General features: G+C 38.3%; 26 protein-coding genes. 8 read left to right on the top strand and 18 right to left on the bottom strand.

The features are described 5' to 3' along the window. The first annotated feature begins 30 nt into the window (after positions 1-30). The 4 genes from MKL38_RS04295 (at position 31) to MKL38_RS04280 (ending at position 3195) form a co-directional block, all read left to right on the top strand. Positions 31-1056 (top strand): methionine ABC transporter ATP-binding protein, encoded by a 1026-nt coding sequence (locus tag MKL38_RS04295; protein ID WP_045430473.1) that lies wholly within the window; start codon positions 31-33, stop codon positions 1054-1056. Next, positions 1053-1748 carry a methionine ABC transporter permease gene (locus tag MKL38_RS04290; RefSeq protein ID WP_017392060.1) on the top strand — a complete coding sequence of 232 codons (696 nt, stop codon included), beginning with the start codon at positions 1053-1055 and terminating at the stop codon, positions 1746-1748. Before MKL38_RS04295 ends, MKL38_RS04290 begins: the two co-directional genes overlap by 4 nt. A 156-nt stretch (positions 1749-1904) precedes the next feature. Beyond that, entirely contained in the window at positions 1905-2636 is a 732-nt protein-coding gene (gene gloB / locus MKL38_RS04285; RefSeq protein ID WP_270902626.1) for a hydroxyacylglutathione hydrolase, read from the top strand. 355 nt (positions 2637-2991) lie between these two features. Continuing rightward, positions 2992-3195, top strand: a complete 204-nt coding sequence (locus MKL38_RS04280) for a hypothetical protein (RefSeq protein ID WP_003652518.1) — start codon at positions 2992-2994, stop codon at positions 3193-3195. A gap of 167 nt (positions 3196-3362) precedes the next feature. Here MKL38_RS04280 and MKL38_RS04275 read toward each other — a convergent pair whose 3' ends face one another. Next, positions 3363-4661, bottom strand: a complete 1299-nt coding sequence (locus MKL38_RS04275; protein WP_003652519.1) for a dicarboxylate/amino acid:cation symporter — start codon at positions 4659-4661, stop codon at positions 3363-3365. Between the two features lie 446 nt (positions 4662-5107). Then, entirely contained in the window at positions 5108-5680 is a 573-nt protein-coding gene (locus MKL38_RS04270) for a TetR/AcrR family transcriptional regulator (RefSeq protein ID WP_270902625.1), read from the bottom strand. A 135-nt stretch (positions 5681-5815) separates the two neighbouring features. Here MKL38_RS04270 and MKL38_RS04265 point away from each other — a divergent pair, with 135 nt between their 5' ends. Further along, positions 5816-7018, top strand: coding sequence for an MFS transporter (locus tag MKL38_RS04265; RefSeq protein ID WP_209831106.1), 1203 nt, complete (start codon positions 5816-5818; stop codon positions 7016-7018). Between the two features lie 38 nt (positions 7019-7056). Here the strand turns inward: MKL38_RS04265 and MKL38_RS04260 are convergent, their stop codons facing one another. The 8 genes from MKL38_RS04260 to MKL38_RS04225 all read right to left on the bottom strand — a co-directional run bounded on the left by MKL38_RS04260 (position 7057) and on the right by MKL38_RS04225 (position 16652). After that, entirely contained in the window at positions 7057-8208 is a 1152-nt protein-coding gene (locus tag MKL38_RS04260) for a sterol desaturase family protein (RefSeq protein ID WP_270902624.1), read from the bottom strand. A gap of 147 nt (positions 8209-8355) precedes the next feature. Then, positions 8356-9246, bottom strand: a complete 891-nt coding sequence (locus tag MKL38_RS04255; protein WP_205468886.1) for a LysR family transcriptional regulator — start codon at positions 9244-9246, stop codon at positions 8356-8358. A gap of 90 nt (positions 9247-9336) precedes the next feature. Further along, positions 9337-10692, bottom strand: a complete 1356-nt coding sequence (locus tag MKL38_RS04250; RefSeq protein ID WP_270902623.1) for an MFS transporter — start codon at positions 10690-10692, stop codon at positions 9337-9339. A 42-nt stretch (positions 10693-10734) separates the two neighbouring features. Then, complete coding sequence (salA, locus tag MKL38_RS04245) at positions 10735-12012, bottom strand: salicylate 1-monooxygenase (RefSeq protein ID WP_270902622.1); 1278 nt, start codon at positions 12010-12012, stop codon at positions 10735-10737. A gap of 177 nt (positions 12013-12189) precedes the next feature. Further along, entirely contained in the window at positions 12190-13563 is a 1374-nt protein-coding gene (locus tag MKL38_RS04240; protein WP_270902621.1) for a PQQ-dependent sugar dehydrogenase, read from the bottom strand. A 70-nt stretch (positions 13564-13633) separates the two neighbouring features. Beyond that, positions 13634-14044 carry a PH domain-containing protein gene (locus tag MKL38_RS04235; RefSeq protein ID WP_270902620.1) on the bottom strand — a complete coding sequence of 137 codons (411 nt, stop codon included), beginning with the start codon at positions 14042-14044 and terminating at the stop codon, positions 13634-13636. Between the two features lie 70 nt (positions 14045-14114). Continuing rightward, complete coding sequence (locus MKL38_RS04230; RefSeq protein WP_270902719.1) at positions 14115-15944, bottom strand: DUF1302 domain-containing protein; 1830 nt, start codon at positions 15942-15944, stop codon at positions 14115-14117. Positions 15945-16046: 102 nt separating this feature from the next. Further along, entirely contained in the window at positions 16047-16652 is a 606-nt protein-coding gene (locus MKL38_RS04225; protein ID WP_270902619.1) for an RBBP9/YdeN family alpha/beta hydrolase, read from the bottom strand. Positions 16653-16943: 291 nt separating this feature from the next. On the opposite strand from MKL38_RS04225, the gene MKL38_RS04220 reads away from it, so the two are divergent. Beyond that, positions 16944-17954, top strand: a complete 1011-nt coding sequence (locus tag MKL38_RS04220) for an AraC family transcriptional regulator (protein WP_270902618.1) — start codon at positions 16944-16946, stop codon at positions 17952-17954. Between the two features lie 73 nt (positions 17955-18027). Here MKL38_RS04220 and MKL38_RS04215 read toward each other — a convergent pair whose 3' ends face one another. The 8 genes from MKL38_RS04215 to MKL38_RS04180 all read right to left on the bottom strand — a co-directional run bounded on the left by MKL38_RS04215 (position 18028) and on the right by MKL38_RS04180 (position 25313). Next, on the bottom strand, positions 18028-19038 hold the full coding sequence (locus MKL38_RS04215; RefSeq protein WP_270902617.1) for a YeiH family protein: 1011 nt from the start codon (positions 19036-19038) through the stop codon (positions 18028-18030). Beyond that, on the bottom strand, positions 19031-19357 hold the full coding sequence (locus MKL38_RS04210) for a Rieske (2Fe-2S) protein (RefSeq protein ID WP_270902616.1): 327 nt from the start codon (positions 19355-19357) through the stop codon (positions 19031-19033). Before MKL38_RS04210 ends, MKL38_RS04215 begins: the two co-directional genes overlap by 8 nt. After that, positions 19354-20010: a DsbA family oxidoreductase gene (locus MKL38_RS04205; protein ID WP_270902615.1), complete on the bottom strand. Its 657-nt coding sequence runs from the start codon at positions 20008-20010 to the stop codon at positions 19354-19356. Before MKL38_RS04205 ends, MKL38_RS04210 begins: the two co-directional genes overlap by 4 nt. Next, positions 20007-21356 (bottom strand): MFS transporter, encoded by a 1350-nt coding sequence (locus MKL38_RS04200; RefSeq protein WP_270902614.1) that lies wholly within the window; start codon positions 21354-21356, stop codon positions 20007-20009. Before MKL38_RS04200 ends, MKL38_RS04205 begins: the two co-directional genes overlap by 4 nt. Before the next feature lie 117 nt (positions 21357-21473). After that, positions 21474-22526, bottom strand: coding sequence for a 3-keto-5-aminohexanoate cleavage protein (locus MKL38_RS04195; protein WP_270902613.1), 1053 nt, complete (start codon positions 22524-22526; stop codon positions 21474-21476). Between the two features lie 60 nt (positions 22527-22586). Beyond that, a complete protein-coding gene (locus tag MKL38_RS04190) occupies positions 22587-23435 on the bottom strand; it encodes a TauD/TfdA dioxygenase family protein (protein ID WP_270902612.1) in 849 nt (282 codons plus the stop codon). Positions 23436-23446: 11 nt separating this feature from the next. After that, positions 23447-24433, bottom strand: coding sequence for a quinone oxidoreductase family protein (locus tag MKL38_RS04185; RefSeq protein WP_039247267.1), 987 nt, complete (start codon positions 24431-24433; stop codon positions 23447-23449). 136 nt (positions 24434-24569) lie between these two features. Further along, entirely contained in the window at positions 24570-25313 is a 744-nt protein-coding gene (locus MKL38_RS04180) for an aspartate/glutamate racemase family protein (RefSeq protein WP_270902611.1), read from the bottom strand. A gap of 249 nt (positions 25314-25562) precedes the next feature. Here MKL38_RS04180 and MKL38_RS04175 point away from each other — a divergent pair, with 249 nt between their 5' ends. Next, a complete protein-coding gene (locus MKL38_RS04175) occupies positions 25563-26135 on the top strand; it encodes a nuclear transport factor 2 family protein (RefSeq protein ID WP_270902610.1) in 573 nt (190 codons plus the stop codon). Beyond that, positions 26102-26596, top strand: a complete 495-nt coding sequence (locus MKL38_RS04170) for a chalcone isomerase family protein (protein ID WP_270902609.1) — start codon at positions 26102-26104, stop codon at positions 26594-26596. The genes MKL38_RS04175 and MKL38_RS04170 overlap by 34 nt, the downstream gene beginning before the upstream one ends.

Raw genomic sequence — 26596 nt, 5'->3', positions numbered from 1 at the left:
TTTTTTCTTTCAAGCATAGTTTCTGACGATATGATTCAATTTAAAAACATTTCAAAGCACTATCAGCTCAAAAGCCAAACCATACGCGCACTCGATCAAATCAATTTAGAGATTCCAGAAGGCAGTATTTTCGGCATTATTGGCTATAGTGGTGCAGGTAAAAGTACTTTAATTCGCCTGATTAATTTACTCGAACGACCAAATGAAGGTCAGATTATTATTAATCAAAAAGATTTCACCGCTTTGGATGCGCGCTCATTACGTCAGGAGCGTGCAAATATTGGTATGATTTTTCAGCACTTCAATTTACTACAAACCAAGACGGTTGCTGAAAATATTGAAATGCCAATGCGACTACTGAATTACAATAAAGTAGAACGTGAAAAGCGCTTAAATGAGTTGTTGGAGTTCATTGATCTTAAGCATAAAAAAGATGCTTATCCAGATGAACTTTCTGGCGGACAAAAGCAACGTGTCGGTATTGCTCGTGCTTTGGCAAATCATCCAAAGATTCTTTTATGTGATGAGGCAACCTCTGCCCTAGACCCGCAAACAACCAAGTCAGTTTTAGAACTACTCAAGAAAATTAATCAAGAGCAAAAAATCACGATTGTTATGGTGACCCATGAAATGGATGTCATTGAAACTATTTGTGATCATGTGGCTGTGATGGAAGCAGGTAAAGTCATTGAACAAGGTTCAACGATTGATATCTTTAGTAAACCTCAACATCCAACCACTAAAAACTTCATTCAAACTGTTTTACATCAACAGTTGCCTGTGAATATTTTAAATCAGCTCGAAAACCAGCATCATCATAGTATTTACTGTTTACAGTTTTTAGGGCGTTCTGCTCAAGAGCCTGTAATTCAGTCACTGATTAAAAAATTCGATATTAGCTTAAATATTTTATTTGCCAACATGACTGAAATTAATGGCACAGTCATTGGTCAAATGTTTGTGCAGCTTTTAGGTGATCCTCAGCTAATTAAACAAGCTATTGAGTTTTTAGAACAAAATGAAGTAGGTGTAGTTCAATCAGGAGATCAAGTATGAGAGATTTAATCGTACAGTGGTTAACTGAACTTACTCAACCTTTCTGGCACAGTTCCCTTTCTATTGATCAGTTCGTTACAGCTTTGCAAGAAACCTTTCATATGGTTTTCTTTGCACTTTTGTTTGGCGGCATTTGGGGATTTATTCAGGGAATTATTTTATTAGTTACCCGTCCAGAAGGCATTTTACCCAATAAAGTGATTTATCATTTACTTAATCCAATTGTAAATGCTTTACGCTCTCTTCCTTTTATTATTTTACTCATTGCAGTGATTCCTCTTACTAAGCTATTAGTAGGTACTTCAATTGGTACGTGGGCAGCTATTGTTCCATTGACTATTTATGTTGGCCCTTATATGGGACGTCTGATTGAAACTTCATTACTTGAAGTCAATGAAGGAATTATTGAGTCTGCTCAAGCAATGGGTGCTACACCTTGGCAAATTATCTATCGCTTTATTTTGCCTGAAGCACGTAGTTCACTCATTTTAAACCTTACCACAGCGACAATTAGCCTTATTGGTGCAACCGCTATGGCTGGTGCAGTTGGTGCAGGTGGTATTGGTGATTTAGCAATTTCTTATGGTTATCAACGTTTTGATACCAGCGTTGTGATTTTAACAGTTATTATCCTATTACTATTAGTACAGATTGTACAAACGCTAGGAAACTGGCTCGCTAAACTCCGTTAAGTCACCCATACAAAAAAGCTCTCTTCTAGAGAGCTTTTTTTGTTTTATTACCCTGTTCTTAAAGACAGTTGAGAGCATGGCTCAATACCATTTTCTGGTATGATCAGAATTAGTCATTATTCATTTACTCTTTGGATTTAGTTTCAGGATAAAACAATGCGTTATAGAATTCATTTTATTGATGTGCAGAATGCCCTCCAAAACTATATCTGGATTTTAGAAGATACTGAAACCCAAGAAGCTGTAGCAGTTGACCCAACAGAAGCAGAACTAGTCACCCAATTTTGTCAGAAGCATGAGTTAAATTTAAAACAAATTTGGCTTACTCATTGGCATAAAGACCATATCGGTGGTGTTGCTGATTTAACCGCTGCCCAAAATATTACTGTGTATGGCCCACGCGATGAGCTCACAAAAATTCCGGGAATTACCCACCCCTTACAACATGACGATCATCTAAAATTTAATGATTTAAAAGTAGAGATTATTGCAACCCCAGGTCATACCTTAGGGCATATTGTCTATTTTATTGAAGAATTAGAGGCTGTATTTTGCGGTGATACATTATTTGCAATGGGATGTGGTCGATTATTTGAAGGTACAGCTGAACAAATGTATCACTCACTGAGCCGTTTAGCCGCACTACCCATACATACAAAAGTATATTGTACGCACGAATACACGCTTTCAAATGCCGAATTTGCCTTAACGGTAGAACCGCATAATCATGCCTTATCTGAACGAGCTGAAGAAGTCCGTGAGCTACGTAAACAAGGATTAATCACCCTACCAAGCACGATTGAACTTGAACTAGCAACCAACCCCTTTCTTCGCGCAGAAAGTGTTGAAGACTTCGCCCACCTGCGTGCTCTTAAAGATAATTTCTAAAATTAAGCTTTCAAAGAAGATATGGTTTCATTTAAGAACTGTATCTTTTTGCTTATTATCTGTTGCCTGTAATTATTTTTTACATTTACTCTGTTTTTTATTTGCTCATTATTCTAAAAACAACGTTGAATTTATAATTTTTAAAAACCATCACACAAATAGCTCTTTAAATAAAAAGTTATTATTTTTTAGCTACATAACAGACTCATAATTTCATAAAAATGAAATCTTTTATTTCTTTATCTTACTTTTTTTACAAGTTGCAAAATAAAAAAAAGTTTTTCCCCTTTAAAAAATCTAATTAAAACCCTATTAATAAATAAGATGTAATGCCACGGATAGAAGGAGTTCTCACGTGAAAAAGGTTGTTAAAGCTAAAAATTTGATTGCGTTTCGCATTTGGTTAGAAAAGTTAGGGTATTCAGTTAAAAATCTTGCTGACGGGAAAGGTTTTACTTTTAGTTTTAAAAAAGAATATGGTTTGGTGACCTGTGAGTTAGCAGGTAATTCATTAGCGATGCAATTAGGTGAAGAGTTTGAGGATCACTTAAAAGCATAATTTTTCACGACTTGATTTAAATTACTGTCTGGTCTTTGTTGAAAGATAAGTAATGTTGCAGAACTTTAGAATGGCTTAATTAAAAATATATTTTTAGATATTAAACAAAAAATCTGTAGCTAGGCTATTCTCCCAAATTGCCCTTAGCTACAGATTTTTTTGTAAGGTTAATCTGCTTTAGGGTTCTTTAATGCTTTATCAAGAAGATCTTTATCTAAAGCCTTATCCCAACGTGCCACAACAATTGTTGCACATGCATTACCCACTAGATTTGTTAAAGCACGGCACTCAGACATAAAGCGGTCAATACCAAGAATTAAAGCCATACCTGCGACAGGAACAGCTGGTACAACCGATAAAGTTGCAGCTAGAGTAATAAAGCCTGCACCAGTCACCCCTGCTGCCCCTTTAGAACTGACCATTGCCACTAAAAGCAATGCAATTTGCTCACTAATTGATAAATCTACATTACAAGCTTGTGCAATAAACAGAGCCGCCATAGTCATATAGATATTTGTACCATCAAGGTTAAATGAATAACCTGTTGGAATGACTAAACCTACAACTGATTTTTCACAACCTGCTTTTTGCATTTTGTCCATTAAAGATGGCAAAGCTGCTTCAGAAGAACTTGTTCCTAAAACCAACCAAAGCTCATCTTTGATATAACGAATTAAATGAATAATTGAAAAACCGTTATAACGAGCTACTGCACCTAAAATTACTAGAATAAATAACACAGCAGTAATGTAGAACGTCATGATTAACAGTAATAAATTACCAATTGATTCGATTCCATACGCACCGATCGTAAAAGCCATTGCACCAAAAGCACCGATTGGGGCAAGCTTCATTAACATACCAACCAAATAGAAAACTGGAGCTGTTAAGTTATTTAAGAAATCGGTAATTGGACGTGCTCGGTCACCCAAAGCAGCCAAAGAAATACCAAATAGCACCGCTACAAATAACACCTGTAAAATCTCGCCACCAGCCAAAGGACTGACCAATGTTTGCGGGATAATATTCATGAAGAAGTCGGTAATATTTGTTGCATGCGCCTTTTCAACATAAGTATTTACTTTGTCGTTGACTAAGGTAGCTGGATCAATGTTAAGACCTTTACCCGGTTGGATAATATTTGCCACAATCATACCAACCACAAGTGCCAAGCTTGAGAAGGTAAGGAAATAAAGCATAGCTTTACCAGTTACACGGCCGACTCGGCTCATGTTTGTCATACTGGCAATGCCTGTAACAACAGTTAAAAAGATGACGGGAGCGATAATCATTTTAACGATCTTGATGAATGCATCACCAAGTGGTTTTAAACTTTCGCCAAGTTCTGGGTAAAAATGACCAATTAAAATGCCCAAAATAATTGCAAAAATGACCTGTACATACAAAATTTGGTGAAATTTCTGTTTTTTCTGTACTGCTTCTTGGTCAAGGGTATTGAAATCCATTATCTAAATACCTTTTCGATGGGGATAAAAAAATAAAATATAAAGCAAGCACCACAAGCTGCTTTAACAAGGAAAAGCCATTGTAAAGAATAAAAAACACCCTGTGTCATAAATTTAAAAAATGTTAAATTCAAAAATCATGCATTAAATTGTATAGAATACTTTTTATTTTTAAGTTTTAAATATCGAAAAAATAGTTAATTTTTTAAATAAGTTATTATTTATATTAAAATTTTACACCATAAAAAGTCATAAAACCCGTCATGAGTACTTGTTTATCTACCTCAAGCCAGCCATTTATTAAATAAATGATTTTGTGTAAAACATATAAATTATAAATTATGAAAATTTATTTTAAAAATAATAAGAAAAACTGATATATATTTTTTTAATTAGAAACCGCGTCTATTTCTTGTTAAATATTTAGACTAATAGGCCGCTATAACCTAATTAAAATTGGGATGAGCCTTAAATAACCGCTCTAATAAAATATGGACATAGTCTAAGCATAAGGTGCGGTCAGTGAATAAGATTCTAAACAGCATTGGAGCAATGACTGCTTCGATAATTTCTTGATTCGATATGGTTGGTTCATGACGTAGTTTTGATCGAGCTTGAATAATATCGAGTTGCTGAATAATTAAGGTTTCGCATTGTCGGGCATTTGAAGATTCAACTGCATATAACACATCACGTAGTAATACCTGCCCCACTTCAGAAGAATACTCTTCAAAATACTGTTCGACCCATGCGGTAACATCAAGTTGAAATGAGCCTAAATCTTTTGGCTCCATATCAGGTTTGAGTTCATTTAGAGCAACGTCTGAAAATAACTGATTAATGTCTCCCCAACGGCGATAAATTGTTGAAGGTGTTACTCCTGCCTCATGAGCGATCATGGGTATGGTGATTTGGCTTTGCTCCAATGTTTTTTGAAGCTCTTTGACTGCTTGATGTACCGCAGTTTGGATTCTTTCACTACGGCCGCCCGGTCGTAACCCAGTAACAACTTTTGCCATTAATCAGCTCTACTTCAATAAAAAAACAATTAAAATATTATTTGCATATACAAAATACGCTAAAGCTAAGGATTTGCTTTAGTGTAAAAATAATGTATAAAAGCTAAATATTCGCTTTTATGTTATTCATCTTATATGAACAATTCAAGTTCGAAACGGTCTAGATCTGTTTTTCGGTTAGATTCAAGAGTTGCGTTGACCTTAAACACGATCACGCTCATGACATTTATGGCCGCGTCCAGCTCACCGACTCCTCTATATCGCTTGTATCAGCAAGCATGGCAATTTTCGCCTGTTACATTAACCTTAATTTTTGCGACCTACGCGTTTACCTTACTTGCCTCTTTACTCATTATTGGCTCTTTATCTGATTATATTGGACGTCGACCCGTCATTCTTTCTGCAATTTTTCTGCAAATCGTTTCAATGAGCTTTTTCCTTTTTGCCTCAGATGTTTCTATGCTATTTATTGCTCGTGGGCTGCAAGGCATCGCGACCGGACTTGCTGTTTCTGCCATAGGAGCCGCAATTTTAGATTTCAGCAAGCATCAAGGATCCCTGATTAATAGTATTGCTCCAATGGTCGGCATGGCAGCTGGCATCTTTATTACATGTACTATTTTGCAATTTTCATCACAACCTTTGCAGCTCGTTTTTGAGCTTTTATGTGTTCTCTTTGCATTTCAACTCATTTTAAGTTTCTTTAATCCTGAAACTGCACAAAAAAGATCGGGTGCACTTGCTTCTTTAAAACCCAACATGGCTATTCCTCATCAAGCGAGAAGTGCTTTATTAAGCATTAGCCCTATTAACATTGCACTTTGGATGGTCAGTGGTTTTTTCTTATCACTTATGCCCTCTTTACTCGCAAAGATTTTTCAAACCTCTTCTGCATGGCTAAACGGAATTATGTTTATGGCGCTTGCACTTTCAGGTGCAGCCGGCATATTAACCCTAAGAAAATCTACAAATTTTCGTATTTTGCTCACGGGTACCTTATCCATCATTATTGGAGCAACCGTTTTATTTTTAGCGATTAATTTTACAAGCGCAGTGGTTTTATTTTTAGGCTCTATTATTACTGGAGTAGGTTTTGGTACCGCTTTTATGGGAGCAATTCGCACAGTCATGCCGCTTGCATTACCAGAAGAACGCGCAGGTCTTATGGCTGCATTTTTTGTTGAAAGCTATTTGGCTTTTAGTATTCCGGCAATTCTTGCAGGCTATTTTGTGGGTAAAATTGGACTTATGAACAGTGCTAATATTTATATGAGTTTAATTATTGGCCTTGCTCTGATTGCCCTTGTAATGATTTTTAAAAATATTAAAAGCAAATAATGATTTAAAAAAAGCCTCTAATGAGGCTTTTTTTAACTTTACTGATCACGCCAAGGTTTTAAAAACCGCTTTACATACTTTTTAAAAGGCCAAGTAAATTGTTTCACAAAACTATTTGGAATTTTATAGCCAACCGTTCCATATACACTTGCTAAATGTTTAGGCATATAGACGGTTTTAAAAATAACATCATAGAGTGGGATAAAAGCAGCGTAATTTTTATCAATAGCTGATTTTTCAGAAGAATGATGCCAATGGTGGAATTCTGGTGTTGCAATAATCCAGCGTAAATATGGAAAGCGAAAACGTGCATTGGAATGAATAAAAATAGCGTGAAATGAAATAAAAACTAAATAAGCAAAAACAGCTGAAGTATGAAAACCCAACAGGAAAATCGGTAAAGTCGCAATAAAGCGAGTCATTAATACTTCTATGACATGCAAACGAGAAGATGCTAACCAATCCATATATTCAGTCGAATGATGAATCGCATGAAAGCGCCATAAGAAATTAACTTCATGCATAGCGCGGTGCAACCAATACACCGTAAAATCCACCACAATCAGTAACTCAATAAATTGAAGCCAAATTGGTTGAGCTTGTACATAAGGTACAATCGGGTTATCAGGTAGGTGCGTAATCCAATATTGAATTGGCATAACCGTTAAAAAGCTGAATAGTTGAATCCCAACATGGCTGACCATGAAATACTTCATATCGGTCACCCAACCGACTCTTAATATTTTTTGTTCAGGATTTTTAGCAAAAAAACCTTCAAGCGGAATAAAGACAAACGCTAAAATGAATAGGGTCAGTACAAAATAATCGATACCTGCATAAAACGGTACACTTGGTAAAACGGGAGCTTCAATTACGCCGCAACCCAAAACTGCTGCCACAAGTGAAAAACATAGCCCGTAAAACCCATATCGGTTTTGACGAACAATCGCGCTAAATGCACCAAAACCAGCACTAATCACAATGCCAGTGATCAAACCATAATAGAAAAGATTATAGTGCTTTGCGTAAAGAGGACGAAGTTCTGGTGTCGTTAATACACTGGGAAATAAAAAACATAAAGCACCAAATAAACAAAGCAAGCTGAGTGACATTGAAATAAACGCACTGATTTTCCCTAAACCCGCATTAAGTTCTAAATTTTCAAATTTTGCTCTTAATTGATCGGTCATAATTCGTATCAACAGTTCTTATTGTGTATGTAGCGAATGCTATCAAAATTTAATAATAAATTGGAAAGAACTTTAACTTCTCAGATCAGATCCATTAACCTGAAAATTGAATTTTAAATATAATTTTCAACACAGATATTAATGGTTTTATAAAACTTCAAATATTTGACCGACAGATTGAATCAGCCATTTTCTGGCAATAATATCATCACTACGATTAAACCAGTTCAAGCTCACTTTAAAAGAATCCATAGCGAAAGGTAATTCAAACATTTGGACATTCCCATGAGTTAAGTAATGTCGAGCTGCTCGTGATGGTAATGTCACCAACATATCTGAGCTCTGTAAAACGCCTTGCAAAACACTAAAATGTGGAACTTCTAAACGAATACGTCGCTTCAAATCCATTGTTTTTAAATATTGTTCAACTTGGATATGCCCTGTCGATGATTTAATGGCAACATGATCTTCTTGCAAATATTGTTCTAAAGTCAGTTGCTGTTGTAGCCTTGGATGGTCAGCTCTGGCAATACATACATATCTTTCTTCAAATAAAGTACGTGTTTCTATTTTCGGCATTATTGTCTGCGTACTATTAAAGACAGCCAGATCTAAAAAACCATCAATGAGCCACTGCTCAACCTTATCTGATCGAATCTCTTCAATTTCAATTTGAATATGTGGGGCTGCTTTTTGTAAAAAAGCCATAAGGCTAGGCAAAAGACAAATTTCCCCTGCATCAGACAGTCCAATTCTGAACGTTTTATTCGAGTTTTCAGGATGAAATTCCTGTGCTTGAGCAATCGCCGATTCAATATTAAAAATCGCTTGATGGAAAATTGGATAGAGTTCATGAGCGACTTTTGTTGGCTCCACTCCTCCTCGACTTCGGGTAAATAACTCATCATTTAACTGACGGCGTAATCGGTTCAAATTATAAGTCACCGAAGGCTGGCTTAAATTTAATTTATCGGCAGCTTTACTAATATGACGAGACTCATAAATACAGACAAAAACTTTAATCAAACCTAAATCCATGGTTCTGATCCTTTAAATACTCTAAACAAAGACCTTAGCTTCTTTGTTTAGAGTTTAGTTTCTTTTATCGGGATAAAAAATGCTTAACACTTATGGGAATATGCTTGAATTCAACATGACCCGTTTGGTTCGACTGCAAATACTTATGGCAATAACACTTAAGGTTGCCAGCACACAAGGAATGGCTAGAGCGATAAAATTATATTCAATTGGTAAATGCAAACTTAAAAGCCAGCCGCATAAAATCGGTCCCAGAATAGCGCCAATACGCCCCACACCTAAGGCCATACCAATGCCGGTACTTCGAATTGGGGAAGGATAAAACTGCGCCATATAAGCCAGTAATAAAATTTGCCCTCCAATAGAAGCTGCACCTGCAACAGCAATGCAGAGATATAAAATCACCATAGGTAACGCGTAGCTTAATAAGTAAAGTGAAATTGCACCCGCTAAGAATAGTGAACAAATAACCTTACCTAGATGAAAACGATCAGCAAAGAAACCACCTCCAACCGCACCAAGCATTCCACCTAAATTTAATGCCAGTAAAAAGACTAGACTGGTTGATAGGTCGTAGCCTGCTTCTACCATTAACTTTGGTATCCAATTACCTAGGGCATACACCATAAGTAAAGCCATAAAAACACTGAGCCAAAAAAAGATGGTGACTAAGGCACGATTTTCAGTAAACAAGGCAACCAAAGGACGAGCAGCAACTTGTTGGTTTTCCTGATGTAAAACAATATTGGTCTGGACACTTATATTTTGTTCTGGGGCCAATTGTTGAAGTAAATGTCTTACTTCATCCCACTTCTTCTGGCGAATTAGATAATCAATCGATTCGGGTAAATATTTCCAAATAATCGGTAATAGAACCAACGGAATGCCTGCCAAAATAAACATGATTTGCCAACCAAAATTAGGCACCAACCACATGCCTAAAAGTGCCGAACCCATGCCACCAATGGCGTAGCCACTAAACATCAGTGAAACTAAGGTAGATCTTAACTTTTTGGGGGCATATTCTGTCATTAGGGCAATGACGTTGGGCATTACACCGCCTAAACCTAAACCCGCAATGAAACGGTATATTGCAAACGCTTTTGGACTATCGGCAAGACCGCATAACACAGTAAAACCGCTGAAAATCATGATGCATAACATAATAAGGCGTTTACGGCTAAAGCCATAAGATTCTAATTTGTCCGCTAAACTTCCAAACAACATTGCACCAAACATCATGCCAAATAGTGCAACACTACCTAAAAGCCCAGCAGTCATACTATCTAACTGCCAGTGCTGCATGAGCTTAGGTAATGCAACACCGTAAATGACCAGATCATATCCATCAAAAATAATAATAAGTGCACTCAGCAAAATCACTCGCCAATGCAATGGCGTTAATTTTGCTTCATCAATCAATTGATTTGCATTTAGTTTTTCCATAATTGCTTTCCTTAGCAAATTGTTTATAAAGCATCACATGATTTAAATAGTCGCCATTCCTAGCTGTTTTAATTGTTGCTGTGCCTCTGCAACATCTTGCTCTAAATCGTGTTGCCACAACCAGTCAAAACGATGTTCAAGGTGCTCGCCAATTTCTGCAAACGTTGGGTACTGAGTTGAATAACACTCATAAATTTCGCCAGACTCACGAGAAGTTTGTTGAACACGACAAGCGCGTTTTAAACGGAGCTTTTCATAAATTGAAGACACATCGGTTAGCTGGTCTACTTGTAAGTTTTTTGTCGCCAGTAATGCAGCAAGAACTAAAGCATCTTCGAGACCTTGCCCTGCTCCGGCACCTTGATGAGGTAACATGGCATGTGCAGCATCGCCCATGAGAATCACGTGACCTGAGGCACTTTGATAAGTCGAAAGCTCCTCAATTTCATGTAAGGCCCAAATGGTAGGCTCTTCAATTAAACCGAGTAATGTTTGGCAGCTTTCGCTCCAGTCTGAAAAATCAGAAAGCATTTGAGCTTTATCGACAGGACGTGTCCATGGTGTATCGGCTGGTAATACCGTATCTTCACGATTTGAGCAAAAGGCAACAATATTGATTTGCTCACCCTTACGAATTGGGAACGTCAAAATATGCTTATCTTTACCCAATAACATTTGTGGAATATCTGCTAGGTCTGTATCACCTTGCATTTGCTGCAAGGCTTCTTTAAATGAAGCATGTGAAATGATGCCACGATATGCCCAAGTTCCTGAAAAGCGTGGATGAACAGGTGGTAAATAATGAGTAGCTAAAACATATTGGCGAGCAACAGAGCGAATACCATCAGCCCCAATCAAATAATCACATTCGTGGCGACTGCCATCATTGAAATGTAAAATGACTTGATCTTCTTGTTCTTCAATAGACTCAAGTCGTTTAGAAAAATGAACATTTTGTGATGGCATGTGAGGAATAATGGCATCTAGAAAGTCGGCGCGATGAACAGAAGACTGCCCTACACCTGCTGCTACCGATGCAGATAAATATTCATCGGTATAACCATTACGCCATTGAAACCAAACATCTTGAAACGGCACAGCAACCTTGTCTGCAATTGCGTGATATTCGTTGGCTAAACCTAGCAGTTCAATCGCTTTGACTGCATTGGCACCAAAAGAAATCCCTGCCCCAATTTCAGAAAACTGAGGTGCAGATTCAAACATTTGCACATCTAAATGAGCGTGTTTACTTAAATTACTTGCCAATGCCAGACCAGCAATACCGCCACCAACCACGGCAATTCGAATATGTGTATTCATGTGTTTTATCCTTAAACATCATTGTTGTTTTCACATATTCATTCTTGAGAAGTTGGCTTATAAAGTCCAATTAGTATTTTTTTCGTTCAATTATTTAAAAATTAAATAATAGCCTGTTGGACGAGCCTCTATAAAGCTTAAAGGCCGCCCATGCTAATAAATGATCGTTAATACACTTTATGGTGTGCCTGGCGGGGTTCCAATAGCACGTTTCATTGGAACTTCATAAGTCGTCTCAGCAACTGGTGAAACGCGCCAAATCGTATTGCCTACGTCATCTGCAACTAACACAGCACCCGAGAAATCAATTGCCACACCTACAGGGCGCCCATAAGCTTTTCCTTTATCACTGAGGAATCCTGTCAAGATATCTTGCGGTGGACCAGAGGGTTGACCACTTCTAAATGGTACAAAAATGACTTTATAACCACTATGAGGTTTACGGTTCCAAGAACCATGCTGACCGATCAATGCCCCTCCTCTAAATTGCGGCATGAGTTCAGCTGCATAGAATGCAAGACCTAAAGAGGCTGTGTGATTACCTAGTGCATAGTCAGGTTTAATTGCACGTGCGACCAGTTCAGGATTTTGTGGTTTTACTCGTACATCTACATGTTGACCATAGTAGCTATAAGGCCAGCCATAAAAAGCACCGTCTTGAACCGACGTCATATAGTCAGGTACTAAATCACTGCCAATTTCATCGCGCTCATTAACAACCGTCCAAAGTTTGCCGCTTTGAGGTTGCCAAGCCATACCATTCGGATTACGTAGTCCCGTTGCAAATGGACGTGACTGACCACTTGCAATATCAAACTCCATAATTTGTGCACGACCTTTTTCTTTATCCATACCATTTTCAGCAACATTACTGTTAGAACCAACAGTAATGTACAGCTTACTCCCTGCTGGGTTAGCGATCACATTTTTGGTCCAGTGGTGATTTAAAGGACCGCCCGGTAAGTCCAATACTTTGGTTCCACTGGCTGTAATTTGAGTTTCGCCCTCTTGATAAGGAAAACGCACAAGTGCATCCGTATTGGCGATATATAAATTATTACCTACTAGTGCCATACCAAATGGAGAATTTAAGTTTTGAAGAAATACCGTTTTTTGATCAGCAATTCCGTCTCCATTAGTGTCTCGAAGCAAACTAATACGGTTGGCACTCGGATGAGATGATCCTGCACGTCTCATCACAAAAGTCATAATTTTACCCTTAATCCCTTTGCCGTCTTCTGGTTTAGGCGGGGCATCTGTTTCAGCAACCAATACATCACCATTTGGTAATACATAAAGCCAGCGTGGGTGTTCAAGTCCTTTGGCAAATGCTTTGACCTTTAAACCTTCCGCTGGTTTTGGCATTACCCCACTCGGCCAGCCTTCTGCTGGAGCTATATTAACGGTCGGTAATAGGCTTGATTTAGGCTCAGGAAGTTTTGGATCTGGCCCATAACTGTCGGTAATTGGATATTGAGAGGATGAAGCGCATCCAGCTAATGTAATTAAAACCGTAGTGCCGAAAATTGGCAGTAAAAAACGTGTCGTCATGGGTTATCTCCATTTATTTTTTGTCGTCATGGAAATAGCGTAATTTATGTTTGCAATTAAACAAGCAACTTTAATGGAGTCTTTTGTTTATGGCTTGAAAAAAACGTTCTTTATCTTTTGGTGAAATCATCACTGAAGTAATTTTTCCACTTTTCATATAATAAATTTTGAGTCGATCTAATGAGAGCGCTGGAGATGAAAGTGGATTATGAGTAGGCTCTATTTGGGTAATATCATTAATATTAATTTTCCATCGGAATACCAAGCTCGTAATAATTAATGTGTCGTTTTCTACTAAGTAATAAGTGTTAAAAATTGGAAGCCAAATGACAAAAATAATTAAACTATAAATAATGAGATGCGGAAAATTTGAAGCTAAAGAATAATTATGATTTGCTTCATAAATTTTCATAACGATGATGGCAGTAGTAACAATAAATATTAATAAAAGCCACCAATCAATTTTTGATCTAAATTTCAAAAGTTATCCTCCATTCTAAAATTTCATTTATAACGGGTCTTTCTATAATTTTTTTAAGAAAATAATTGAACTAAAAATTAGCTTTAAATGTTAAAGATATAAAATCTCGATCATCTATAGTACTAAACTCATTAGAACCAAAAAAGTTATTATAGGCAATCTCTGTTGTATATTTTTGCTGATAAGTCATAGATAAAGCTGCACTTACACTCATTTGCCCTTCTTGAAAGTTTTGGCTATATCCATAAACATCATGTCTAAAACTAAGACTTGGCGTAATCACTGTAGAGGGTAAAATATCTTGATAAGTTAATGCGCCACGTAATCGGTACCCAAATGACCATTCATTAAAAAATCCATTTTTATTACAAAAACGTTCATTTAAGTTGTCAATTTCTGCATTTGTAAGATGAGCTGTACCATACGGCGTACATTTAAATGTTCCTGTTTCAGGATTATAAACACCTGTTGAAAGCTCACTACGGCCAAATGCTCCTGTCCGACCTATTCTATGATTACCAATATCTGCAATATGATTTAAGGCAAACTCTGTAGACCATGTCATCGAATTTGCGTCCCAAATATTAAATATGCTGTCAGTTGCTCCGACCGAAAATTGTGTTACAGGTAAGCGTACATAACCTTGAATATATTGACCTAATTCAACAGTTTCCCCCGGCGGTGTAAATGGTGTACCTTCTGACAACACTTGAGCATAGACAATGTCTGTGCCATTTAGTTGTAAAGGTTGATTAGGCTTGTGTGTTAATTCACTAAAAACTGTTGTTGTGCCAACTTTACCAGTCAGACTTAATCCAAACATTTTGATATTTTCAGGATAGATAGAAAAATAACTCGCGGTATTAAAATGTTCGGGTCCTGCTGCTGTTACAGCGGTTCCATCAAAGTTTGCATTGCGACTATGGTAGTTCGCATAGTAAATACCTAACTCAGCATTATTTAAACTTGGTAATGTCTGTTTTAAAGCAATACCATATTGACCGTTATCTTTTGCTTTTCTGCTTTCTGCACGTGGAATATAACTACCTAAATGCACTGCCGTATCAGATAACTTATTACCCCCTCCAGCAATCAGAACTGGTCCCGCGTTTTCGGGAACAAAGTCTGAAATCTCAAAGAAAGTCCCGCTGCCATCAACAACTGAAGGCCTAAATTTAAATTGATAGAACCCTTCTATTTTCAAATTTTTATTAATGCTTGTGTCGAATGAAAACATTTCGGTTGGAATGATTCTTTCTTTTGCATCACCACCCGGTCGGTTGATTGCAGCAAAATCAAATGCACTCACCGAGTTTAAACCGTTTTGAAAAAACTGAGATTTCCCCCAATTTAAAGTCTGTTTGCCTAATTTTAAGTTTATAGTTCGTCCATCGTTAAGTTCAAAATCTTTCCATATATAAGCATTCCATAAATCAATTCCTTTGAACTTTGCGAGCCTTGGCCACGCTGAATCATTAAAGGGTTTAAAGTCTCCTTGTCCTGTCTCATAGGCATGGTCATACCAGTATTTAGTACTGATGACCGCACCCTGCTGTTTTCCATTTAGCTTAACTTCTGTTATGCCTCTAATGATCTGTGAAATGGCATCATATTTACTAAAATTCATGCGCCCATCATCACCATTCACATCAATGCTTGAGCCTTGTTTACCAATTTTGTTTGCATCAGGCCGATAAAGTAATGAAACGGAAGGATCTTGTGTACTCCAACTGGCACCTAAGCTTAATGTCGTTTTTGTATCGAACTTCCAGTCTTTATCAATATCAAAACTAGCTGCATTCGCTTTAGACATAAATAAAATCAGACTTAATGAAATGCCTATTTTTTGAATATATAAAATATGTTGGTTTGTTTGATTTAAATATACGTAATGACTCATCATATTATCTCCCTATAAATATGATTTTTCTTATTTATTGCTTATTACTCAAAGCCATCCATTGGCTTTTAAATGGTTTATATAAGCAGATGTTTTTTCGTACTACGCAGGTTGTTCCACCTGATCTAACTGTTGAATAAATTGCTCAGCTAAAAGCCAATAACCAAAACCTGATGCAGGGTTTAAATGTCCCACTTCACCTAAATTAACGAGTTGGCTACCCCATTTTTCTGCCATTTCACTTACAGCTTCATAGCGAGCTAAATGGTCATTGGTGCTTGCAACCAAAATGCTAGGGAAAGGTAGTGTTTGATCTGGTAAAGGACTCCATCCTTCTTGATGAAGTACAGTTGGACTAGGATAATTTTCAGGCCAACTTTCGTTTAAGTCAGGTGGAGCAACAAGTAGAGCACCTTGAATTGGTCGTTGATGTTTGGCAGCCCAGTGTATAGTCATCAGCACACCCGCGCTGTGGGCAACTAAAATGACAGGCCCGTTTATTTGTTCGAGTTGTTTTTGTATAGCAGCAACTCTATTTTCACAATTGAGTTTATTGGTTTGTACAGGTGGTACAGAGCGAACCTTCGCTAGCCTTGTCTCTAAAATAGTTTGCCAATGCTCGGGAACGTGGTCGCGCAACCCCGGAATAATTAAAATTGTTGCTCTGGTTTGTATTTTTTCCATTTTGACGCCTGTGAACTTTGCCATCTAGGATGCACAAGAATTTTTATAAAACTCCATTCACAATAAAGGCTCATTTCAATTAATGGTGTACATAAGGCGTCACGGACTTTTCATTTGACGACACATCTTTTTAAAATTTAGTAAATTCATTAAAATAATTTTTGTAATTACAACTAAGTCAAAACAAGAAGTTTCAAATTAAGCGTACTTAACAATTAAGCTCTTAAATAAAAGCTTTTGTAATGTGTACATTTTGGTTATAACTAGATATAGGCTGTAAGGAATATGGCTGATTAAGAACAAGGAGATAATAAAATGGTACCTCTTGCGCATACGGCCTCTTTAAAAAATTATTTGGCAGTTGCTCAACAATTAGATCTAAACCCCTACCATTTATTATCACGTGTTGGGCTTAGCCAAACTCAATTGAATGATCTTAAACAACGCATTCCTGTAGATAAGGCAATTACCTTGCTTGAAGACTCAGCCCAAATGAGTAGCTGTGATGTTTTCGGTTTACATATGGCAGAGCAACGCGAAATTGCAGATTTTGGTGAAATTAGCCTTTTGTTAAACTATCAGCATACTTTACGAGATGCCTTACAAACGATTGTTCGTTATAGAAACTTACTCAATAACTCACTTGAAATATATATTGAGGAAATTGATGATACGGTGGTTATTCGAGAAGAAGTTGTGACCACAACTTGCGGATATAGTCGCCAAGCCACTGAACTTGCTTTAGGAATTACCCATCGTTTTTGTGCAGCGTTACTGATGCAAAAATGGCGACCATTAAGTGTTCACTTCACCCATAATCCACCAAGCGATTTAACTTTGCATCGGCGGATTTTTGGCTGTGCGCTAGAGTTTGGCAGTGACTTTAATGGCATTGTTTGTACAGCGGCCGAACTTGATACAACAAATCCTCAAGCAAATCTGGCTATGGCCAACCATGCGCAGCGTTATTTAGATATTTTACAGAATAGTAATGAATCGACCATGATTTTTGATATTCGTAAAAGTATTTATCTTCTTTTACCAATGGGCCGCGCTACGATTGATCAAGTGGCCCAAACACATGGTATTCACGTTCGGACTTTACAACGTCGCTTAGAAGAAGCACAAACGAGTTTTAGTGATTTAATCAATGAAGTACGTAAAGACCTCGTATTTCGCTATTTAAAAAATCTAAATTATTCACTCGCTCAAGTATCTGATATTTTAGGTTACTCAATGCCGAGTTCTTTTACGCGTTGGTTCATTAGTCAATTTGGGATGTCACCGAATATGTGGCGTAGCCATAACAAATCGCTACTGAATTAAGCACGGGTGTATTTAGAACAAAGAGGAAGTTTTGTGAATAACCCAAAACCTCCTCTAAAGATTTAAAATTAAGTTAAAACCAAAAGTGCATTAATGCTAAGACTAATACCACTAAAAATATGCTTTCGCCGACCATGAGAAGAATTGGTTTAATCCCGACAGATGCCAATTCTTTCAACTGAGTTTTCATACCCAAAGCACTAATTGCGATGACTAAAAACCAGCGTGATAAATCGTTTATGCCATTTTGAACCATCACTGGCACCCATCCTGTACTGTTAATACAAGCGAGTATTAAAAAGCCAACGGCAAACCATGGCAGTAATGGTGGACGCTCCCCCATTATATCTGCACCTTGCATGCGGGTAATCATGGCAGCACAAACTATCACTGGAAGCAGCATTGCTACACGCATCAGTTTAACTACAGTCGCAGTATCACCTGTTTCGGTAGACATGCTATAACCTGCTCCCACCACTTGCGCTACATCATGAATGGTAGCTCCGAGAAAGACACCAGCAGCTTGTGGTGATAGCTCTAACCACTTCGCAATCATTGGATAGACAATCATTGCTAGTGTTGAAAGTGCAGAGACCCCAATGACTGTAAACAAGGTCGCTTTTTCTTTTTGTGGATGATTAGGAAAAGCAGCTGACAATGCTAGCGCAGCTGAAGCACCACAAATTGCGGTTGATCCACCGGTCAACATACCAAATAGTCTTTGGAAACCTAAAATTTTAGCTGCAATGACAGAGACAGCGATTGTTACAATAACCAGAGTTATGACTAAGGCTACAGGCTGCCACCCTAATGCAGTGATTTGTCCTAAAGTTATACGCATGCCTAGTAAGGCAATACCCATTCGAAGCACAGTACGTGCGGTGAATTCAATACCTGCCTTACATTTACTTTCGGCTGCTAAAAAATTTAGACTCATACCTAGCAGTAAGGCAAATAACATGACTGGGGCACCATAGTGCTCAGATAAAAAACAGGCAGCCGCAGCAACGACCGAACTGACCACAAAACCTGGTGCTAATTCTCGTGTGCGCTGGGTAAAATTTTTCAAAACTAAACTAGCCATGATTTTCCCCACAGCCCATCACAATAAATACCTTGTCCTCGATCACTTCTACGGGATAGGTTGCAACTTTGAGCTGAGAAGAATTAACTAAACAGCCATTTGTTAAATTAAAGCGTAGACCATGGGCACAACACTGAATCACCCGTCCTTCTAAACGTCCGCTAAATAGCGATGCGCCCTGATGAGGACAACTGTCATCAATTGCATAAAATTGAGTCGCAACGTTAAATAGCGCGAGAGTTTTATCTCCGACTTTTAAAAAAGCCCGTTCGCCTGAATTCGGTATTTTGTCTAGAGGTACTTCAAATCGAGTAGTCACATTAATTCTCCCTGAACAACAAGTGCCTCATGCATCGCTTGATAAAGTGCATCTGCTGATTGCGCTCCAATTAATGCAGCAGCCCGATCAAAAATAAAGTAAGGCACACCATTGCCTCCTGTACTTGCAGAGATAAAATCTTGATGATCTTGAATAAGTAAATTTTTGATTAGCTCAGGTGGGAAGCCACAACGTTTCGCGATTTTGTATAAAGTGGTGGTATTTCCGATGTCTAAGCCATCATAAAAATATGCAGCAAAGAGCTGTTCTAACAACATATTGCACTGTTCAGGAGTGCCTATCTTTAAAGCTTTATCAAATAAGCGATGAGCCTTAGCCGTGTTTGGCATCCGTTTAATTTGTTCAAAATCGATTTTGAGGCCAACTTTATTAGCGGCTTTATTGACTTGTTCTTGTCTCATGCGAACTGCTGTCAAGCTGCCTAACCTTTTCAAATAAAACATTTGAAAAGGTACCCCTTCAGCTGCCAAGTCAGGTATGAGCTGAACACCTCGCCAGTGCACGATAACTTTGACGCTAGGGTGAAGCTGATAAAATCTATTTATAGCGATCAGTAACTGACGTTTTCCGATCAAACACCAAGGACAAATAAAGTCAAAAAATACATCAATGTGTAATTGCCGAATCATCATTTGTTATTCATCCCGCATTTTTGTATTTGGTTATCTGAATGATTTTTAAACTCAGTCATTCCTTGCTGCTCAAAGCGTGCAATATCTTTGTGGTAATGGCGTTTGGCATAAAAAAATACGGCTGTGGCTGCAATACTGACCAATGGCATCAATTGAAATGCGCTATGTAATCCAATCACATCAGATACTTTGCCAACGACTAAAGGACCAAGAGCCAAACCAAGAAAATTATTAGCCAAGGTGAGCGTTGCAAAAGCAGAACCATGAACTGAGTTATGTGTAAGATTGGCTACCATTGCACTGGATGGACCATTGGTTCCTAAGGCAATAAACATTCCGAGGCAGATGAGAAGTAATTGAGTACGCCCCGCGGGCACAGCAAAAGCAATTAATAAAAGCACACAACTAACCAAGCAGTATGTAATGGCTAAACTGACCTTACGATCAGGACAGTTCCGGCCCAAATAATCACATAACATGCCGCATAGAATTGTGCCTACAGCGCTACACAGCACAATAACTGCTGCCATTATACCGGCCTTGTCGGTACTCATGCCGTAATAGCGATTGAGATAACTCGGCATCCAGACAATCACCGTGCCACCAACGAATAGTTGCAACCCACTACCGATGTAAGTGGCAATGACTGAACGACTTGAATATAAAGTTTTTAAAGGACTTTGAATGTGCTTGGTTTTGCTACGATTTTTATTTTGAGGTGAAGAAGCTATTCTTTTTTCTTTGACTAAAACCGGATATAGAAAAGCTAAAATGAGGCCAAATAAAGCAATGGCACCAAAAGCCCAACGCCAGCCAAAGTGCTGTGCCAGAACACCACCTAGAGCCATACCCAAAAATGAACCGAATACACCGCCAGCCATAAAAGCACTTGCGAGTGTTGCACGCATTTCTCTAGGGAAAACAGCAACAACCACTGCGATACCAACACTGCCATAGGCCGCCTCACCCACACCAACCATAAAACGAGCAATAAACATTTGCTCATAGTTTTCAGCCAGTGCACATCCTAAAGTCGCCAAGCTCCATAATGCCGCCATAATGGCTAAGCTTTTAACTCGTCCAAAACGGTCTGCTAATAAAGATAACGGCAGAGTCAATAAACCTACCATTAAGGCGACAATGCCACTGAGCAAACCTAGTTGACTATCACTGAGTAACCATTCAGTTTTGAGCAATGGAAAGACAGCGTTTAATACTTGCCGTGACATATAATCGGAAATGAGCAAGCCAAATGTCAAAGCAAAAACAAGCCATGCATAACGACGAGGTATACTGATTGACGTATCAACATCGCTCATCTGATCTGAATACTGATGCGCATTCATAAGACCTCCTTGTATTTTTTATAATTTCTATTTAGCTAGTGCAGCATTGCGTCTTTAAAATCAAAGCAAATAAGCTGCACTACAATTGAGGTCTAAATTCCATTAGACCTTGTCACATTAGTTACACTGAGGAACGCCTTTTTGCCCTGCTTTACGGTTCGGTGCCATACCATTTGCGATTAGGGTTTCTTCAATACTGTTGTATTGCACCCCAATACGATAAATTTCACGAGCTTCTTTTCCTGAGGCAATTTCACGTCCTAGTTCATGGGCAATTCGAACAGTTTGCTTAATTTGCTCTACAGATGAAAAACGGCGCCCGTGATGATCAATGATCGTGTCTTCGTTACCTACACGAGCATGTAAACCCATTGCCATCGACATCGTATTAAAAGGCAACACATTTTTGAGCAGAGATTCTGATGTCAAAGTACATCCATCAGGTACGCGATGAATAAAATTAAAGAAATTAAATGGGTTTGGACCATCAAAACCACCACCAATTCCAATCCAAGTTAAGTTTAACGGCCCCATATACAACCCTTTACGCACCATACGTTCTAGAGTTTCAAGTCCGTGCATTCCTGTTAATTGAAAGTGCGGTTGAATATTGTTTTTACATAAGCGCTTAATATGTTCGGCCACCCATGCAGGCCCTGCTGGCACGGTCATCTCCGCATATGCTGCCTGAGTCGCTGGATGTGCCAATGAAGTTCCTTCTAAATATTCAGGATAGAGCAATTCCATAATATTCATTTGAGTGGTGTTAATTGCCACCGTGACCTGATCAGGTTTTGGGGTGAGTTCAGCCAACATATGTCGGGTGTCGTCACTTAGCCATAGAGCTGCCTCACCTTCACTCTCTGGTGCAAATGAAATCGAACCACCTACCTGAATAATCATGTCAGGCACAGCTTCACGAACACCTGCGATGAGTTCATTAAACTTTGACAGGCGTTTAGAGCCTTTGCCATCAAGCTCACGGACATGTAAATGCAGCACCGTAGCACCCGCTTCATAACACTCGACCGCTTTTTCTATTTGCTCATCCATGGTCACAGGAATATCTTCGGGAAAGTCTTCAGGCATCCATTCCGGTCCATACGGTGCAACGGTAATGACTACTTTTTCCATATTTTCTGGGTGCAAAGAATCGTCAAAGAATTGCATGTGCATCTCCTTATATATTTTATGAATTTTTAAACAGATAGAATTTTTTAATCTGTAGATTTAATAGGTTGCGTCACCAATAATGCCGGCCCGCTCCATTTTTCGGTGGCAAGGTGGATAGTCCATCACGGCATAGTGTTGCGTACTGCGGTTATCCCAGATTGCAATGCTGTTAGGCTTCCAACGCCAGCGCACTTGAAACTCTGGAATATAGGCTTGAGAGATTAAATAACGTAAAAGTTCGGCTGAGCCAGGATTAGCATCTTGTCCGAATCTGACGCGTTCTTTGGTGTGATAATTACTGAAATGGGTGGTAAATGCATTGACGTATAAAATTTTCTCGCCCGTTTCAGGATGAGTACGCACCACTGGGTGCTCGGCATCGGGAAACTTTGTTTTTAAGTCTAAACGTTTTTCAAGCGGCATCGCAGCACCAAAACTCGCTTCTATGCTGTGGTAAGCACGTAAGTCTGCAATCTTATCCTTAATATCTTCAGGTAAAGATTCATAGGCCATGACCATATTGGTCCACATCGTATCGCCACCTACAGGTGGGCATTCGACACAATGTAGTACACACCCCATTGGTGGAACCTTGCGCCAGCTTGCATCACTGTGCCAAGCATTTTCATAACGATCGATTGGACTTTCTGGGTGTTTATAAATCTGTACTAAACCCGGATGGTCAGGATGACTACCTACAGCTGGATGGTCTTCTAACTGTCCAAATTTTTCTGCAAATGCGACATGATCCTGACGGGTTAAATGCTGATCTCGCAAGAACAAAACACGATGTTTAAGTAGTTGGGTATGAATTTCAGAAAATAAACCATCATCATAAATCGCATCAGCGAGTTTTACACCACTTAACTCTGCACCTATATTGCAAGTTAACTGTTCAATTTGCATAAGAAATCCCTTCAAATTACAAAAATTGATGAACCTATTGTTTTGCGTGCTTCTAAATCACGATGAGCTTGCACGGCATCCTTTAGCTCATAGCGCTGATTAATTTCAATTTTGATTCGTCCATGCCGAACATGATCAAATAATTCATTGGCCAGTTCTTTTTTCTCAGCAGGATCTGCAATGTAATCGGCCAAAGCTGGACGTGTGACAAACAATGATCCTTTCACGGCGAGTAATACCGGATCAAAAGCAGGAATTGGACCCGATGCAGTTCCTACGCAGACCAGCAAACCACGGCGTTTGAGGGAGTCTAATGAGCTCATGAAAGTAGCTTGGCCGACACTATCGAAAACGACATTTACACCAACGCCACCTGTTAACTCACGTACACGTTCGGCAACATTTTCATGGCTGTAGTTAATGACATGATCACAACCATGAGCTCTTGCTACGGCAGCTTTTTCTTCTGAAGATGTGGTACCGATAACAGTCAAGCCAAGTAATTTGGCCCACTGAGAAACAATCAGGCCAACACCACCTGCGGCTGCATGTAATAAAATTGAATCGCCAGCTTTAAAATCATAAATGCGGCGCATCAGATAAGCAGCGGTCAGCCCTCGCATAGTCATGGCTGCCGCTGTTTCACAAGAAATTTCTTCGGGTAATTTAATTAAAGCATTGGCTGGAATTAGACGGTGGGTACTATATGCACCTAACGTATTTAAAAAACCTGTATAAGTGACGCGATCACCTACTTTGAGCTGAGTTACTCCTTCGCCTAAAGCTTCGACGACACCTGAAGCTTCGACGCCCATGCCATTAGGCATTGGAATTTGATAGGTTCCATTACGAAAATATGTATCGGCATAATTTAGGCCGACTGCCACATGACGTAGGCGTACTTCCCCTGCTTTTGGATCTCCTACTTCTACATCTTCATAGCGCATTACTTCTGGCGTTCCTGTTCCATAGAAACGTATAGCTTTCGTCAACGTCATGTCCTATCCCATATTTTGGTTTTTTATTAAGTGCCTATAAAAGCAATAACTAAAACTACAATAAGAAGGATATGGGTCACTTTACATTTGACGACACAGGCTTAACGATTAATGACAAAGGATATTCGAAATATTGCTAAAGAATATTCGCAGCAGTCATGCGTAGATTAGCGCTTTTAGAGTTTGTATTTTCGTTTAAGCTAAAACTCACCGCCTCTTTTGCATGAATGGTCGTCGTATCAAATAAAGGAACCGAGAATTTAAGCTCACCAATCAACATACAAATTTCGGTACAACCCAAGATAATTCCTTCTGCACCTTCAGCTATGAGTCTCTCTACAATAGCTATGTACTTTTGCTGAGAATCTGGGTTGATTACACCTAAACAAAGTTCTTCATAAATGATGCTATGAACTATCTTTCGATCTTCTTCATTTGGAATAATGATATCAATTCCATAATCCTGCAATCGAGCTTTATAAAAATCTTGCTCCATTGTAAAAGCTGTTCCCAACAGGGCGACTTTACGAATGTCTTGACTCACAATTTCTTTTGCTGTCGCATCGGCAATGTGTATAAAAGGGACCGTAATAGCATCTTCAATCTGCGGTGCAATTTTATGCATGGTGTTAGTACACACCAAAATACAATCTGCCCCTGCTTTTTCTAAATTTAGCGCTTGCTCGGCTAAATATGCACCAGCTTCTTGCCATAACCCTTTCGCTTGCAACGCTGCGATTTCTTCAAAATCAACACTATTAATAATTACTTTAGCAGAATGCAATTTTCCTAATTTACCGTGAACCATTTTATTAATTTGTTGATAATAAAGCGCTGTGGATTCCCAACTCATTCCGCCTAATAAGCCGATTGTTTTCATTATTTAAACTTCCTATTTATTCAAATGTAATCTATATCTCTTATGAGTAAAGTGCAGCTAGAATAAAATTGCTTTCTTAATACTAAAATTTGTGGAGCCCAGAGAAACTTCTAACTTAAATAGATCTAATAAAGGGCCTTTCAAAAAGAAAAAACTGTCTTTTAACACAAATCATAAAACATAAGAATTCACGCAAACTTCACGACCAACTCTTTAATTTAATCTTATAAAGTTGGCTCGGATATAGACATGAAAATTATAACCACAGCCCTAGGGCTGATTACCTTGGTAGGTTTAACAGCGTGTAAAAGTGTGCCTAGCTACTCAAGTGACTATGGCAAAGCTGAACAAAAAATTACTGGAATAGAATTAAATGACCAACAGGCGTTAGATATCGGCAATCGTTTTGTTGCTGCCTTTAATACGCTGGGTACCCCTTCCTTTATAAGCAATGCTGGCAATCTCTACGCCGATCAGCTTTATATTAACGACACACTCTCGCAGTTCTCTCAAAAAAAAGATCTCATTAAACATTTTGAAGGCATGAATGCTCGAGTAAGTAATGTCACAGTAAAACTGATTAGTGCAACTCATCACCAAGATACCGCCTATATCCATTGGTACATGACCTATGACTTTAAAATGTTAGGTCGTTCAAAAACCATGGCTTCTTATGGAATGAGTCAAATTAAGATTAATGATCAGCAAAAAATTATTTTCCAGCAAGATTATTGGGATCCGGCGAATGGTCTCTACCGTTCTTTACCAATCTTTGGAGGAGTCTATAAATGGATATTACCGTTCAAAAAAGTCGAGTCTTAATATTTCTGGGAATCTTGATCGTATCTCAAGCTAACGCGGCTGAACTGAAAAAATGTAGTTCAGCACCTTTGATGGTAACGAGTAAGAAAGTGGGAAATGTCAGTTACTTTGCTGAAGATTGCTTAAAAAATTGGCAGAGTCAAAGCATCAAAATGGACTTTAGCTATAACCGCGATATTCCCGAGTGGGCTTTTAAACGTGCAGCAACCCATTATTTGAAAAAGAATATTAGTGGATTTGATGCAAAATCTCCGCTTAATCATATTAATGAACTTTATAGACCCATCAAAAATGGAGATTTATATAGTTTGTATTACCAACATGAAAATCAAAAACTAGAACTAAAATTAAACCAGAAGCTACTCGGTTCTTTAAACGATCCGAATGCAAATCAATATTTTAAAATCTGGTTTGGTAGTGAACCATTTAATGCTAAATTAAAACAACAATTATTAAATTAA

It is taken from the genome of Acinetobacter sp. AOR14_HL (genome assembly GCF_027855175.1).
In the GTDB taxonomy this organism is placed as follows: domain Bacteria; phylum Pseudomonadota; class Gammaproteobacteria; order Pseudomonadales; family Moraxellaceae; genus Acinetobacter; species Acinetobacter calcoaceticus.
This window is presented reverse-complemented; position numbering and strand designations above follow the sequence as displayed.

Excerpts from the sequence above, each read along its gene's own strand:
- MKL38_RS04270 (WP_270902625.1), bottom strand. The coding sequence starts at position 5,680 with ATGGCAAAAGTTGTTACTGGGTTACGACCGGGCGGCCGTAGTGAAAGA.
- MKL38_RS04255 (WP_205468886.1), bottom strand. The coding sequence starts at position 9,246 with ATGGATTTAGGTTTGATTAAAGTTTTTGTCTGTATTTATGAGTCTCGT.
- MKL38_RS04225 (WP_270902619.1), bottom strand. The coding sequence starts at position 16,652 with ATGGCAAAGTTCACAGGCGTCAAAATGGAAAAAATACAAACCAGAGCA.
- MKL38_RS04215 (WP_270902617.1), bottom strand. The coding sequence starts at position 19,038 with ATGGCTAGTTTAGTTTTGAAAAATTTTACCCAGCGCACACGAGAATTA.
- salA (WP_270902622.1), bottom strand. The coding sequence starts at position 12,012 with ATGAATACACATATTCGAATTGCCGTGGTTGGTGGCGGTATTGCTGGT.
- MKL38_RS04195 (WP_270902613.1), bottom strand. The coding sequence starts at position 22,526 with ATGCAATTCTTTGACGATTCTTTGCACCCAGAAAATATGGAAAAAGTA.
- MKL38_RS04170 (WP_270902609.1), top strand. The coding sequence starts at position 26,102 with ATGGATATTACCGTTCAAAAAAGTCGAGTCTTAATATTTCTGGGAATC.
- MKL38_RS04200 (WP_270902614.1), bottom strand. The coding sequence starts at position 21,356 with ATGAATGCGCATCAGTATTCAGATCAGATGAGCGATGTTGATACGTCA.
- MKL38_RS04265 (WP_209831106.1), top strand. The coding sequence starts at position 5,816 with ATGAACAATTCAAGTTCGAAACGGTCTAGATCTGTTTTTCGGTTAGAT.
- MKL38_RS04250 (WP_270902623.1), bottom strand. The coding sequence starts at position 10,692 with ATGGAAAAACTAAATGCAAATCAATTGATTGATGAAGCAAAATTAACG.
- MKL38_RS04185 (WP_039247267.1), bottom strand. The coding sequence starts at position 24,433 with ATGACGTTGACGAAAGCTATACGTTTCTATGGAACAGGAACGCCAGAA.
- MKL38_RS04230 (WP_270902719.1), bottom strand. The coding sequence starts at position 15,944 with ATGAGTCATTACGTATATTTAAATCAAACAAACCAACATATTTTATAT.
- MKL38_RS04240 (WP_270902621.1), bottom strand. The coding sequence starts at position 13,563 with ATGACGACACGTTTTTTACTGCCAATTTTCGGCACTACGGTTTTAATT.
- MKL38_RS04260 (WP_270902624.1), bottom strand. The coding sequence starts at position 8,208 with ATGACCGATCAATTAAGAGCAAAATTTGAAAATTTAGAACTTAATGCG.
- MKL38_RS04290 (WP_017392060.1), top strand. The coding sequence starts at position 1,053 with ATGAGAGATTTAATCGTACAGTGGTTAACTGAACTTACTCAACCTTTC.
- MKL38_RS04295 (WP_045430473.1), top strand. The coding sequence starts at position 31 with ATGATTCAATTTAAAAACATTTCAAAGCACTATCAGCTCAAAAGCCAA.
- MKL38_RS04175 (WP_270902610.1), top strand. The coding sequence starts at position 25,563 with ATGAAAATTATAACCACAGCCCTAGGGCTGATTACCTTGGTAGGTTTA.
- MKL38_RS04220 (WP_270902618.1), top strand. The coding sequence starts at position 16,944 with ATGGTACCTCTTGCGCATACGGCCTCTTTAAAAAATTATTTGGCAGTT.
- gloB (WP_270902626.1), top strand. The coding sequence starts at position 1,905 with ATGCGTTATAGAATTCATTTTATTGATGTGCAGAATGCCCTCCAAAAC.
- MKL38_RS04205 (WP_270902615.1), bottom strand. The coding sequence starts at position 20,010 with ATGATGATTCGGCAATTACACATTGATGTATTTTTTGACTTTATTTGT.
- MKL38_RS04180 (WP_270902611.1), bottom strand. The coding sequence starts at position 25,313 with ATGAAAACAATCGGCTTATTAGGCGGAATGAGTTGGGAATCCACAGCG.
- MKL38_RS04275 (WP_003652519.1), bottom strand. The coding sequence starts at position 4,661 with ATGGATTTCAATACCCTTGACCAAGAAGCAGTACAGAAAAAACAGAAA.
- MKL38_RS04190 (WP_270902612.1), bottom strand. The coding sequence starts at position 23,435 with ATGCAAATTGAACAGTTAACTTGCAATATAGGTGCAGAGTTAAGTGGT.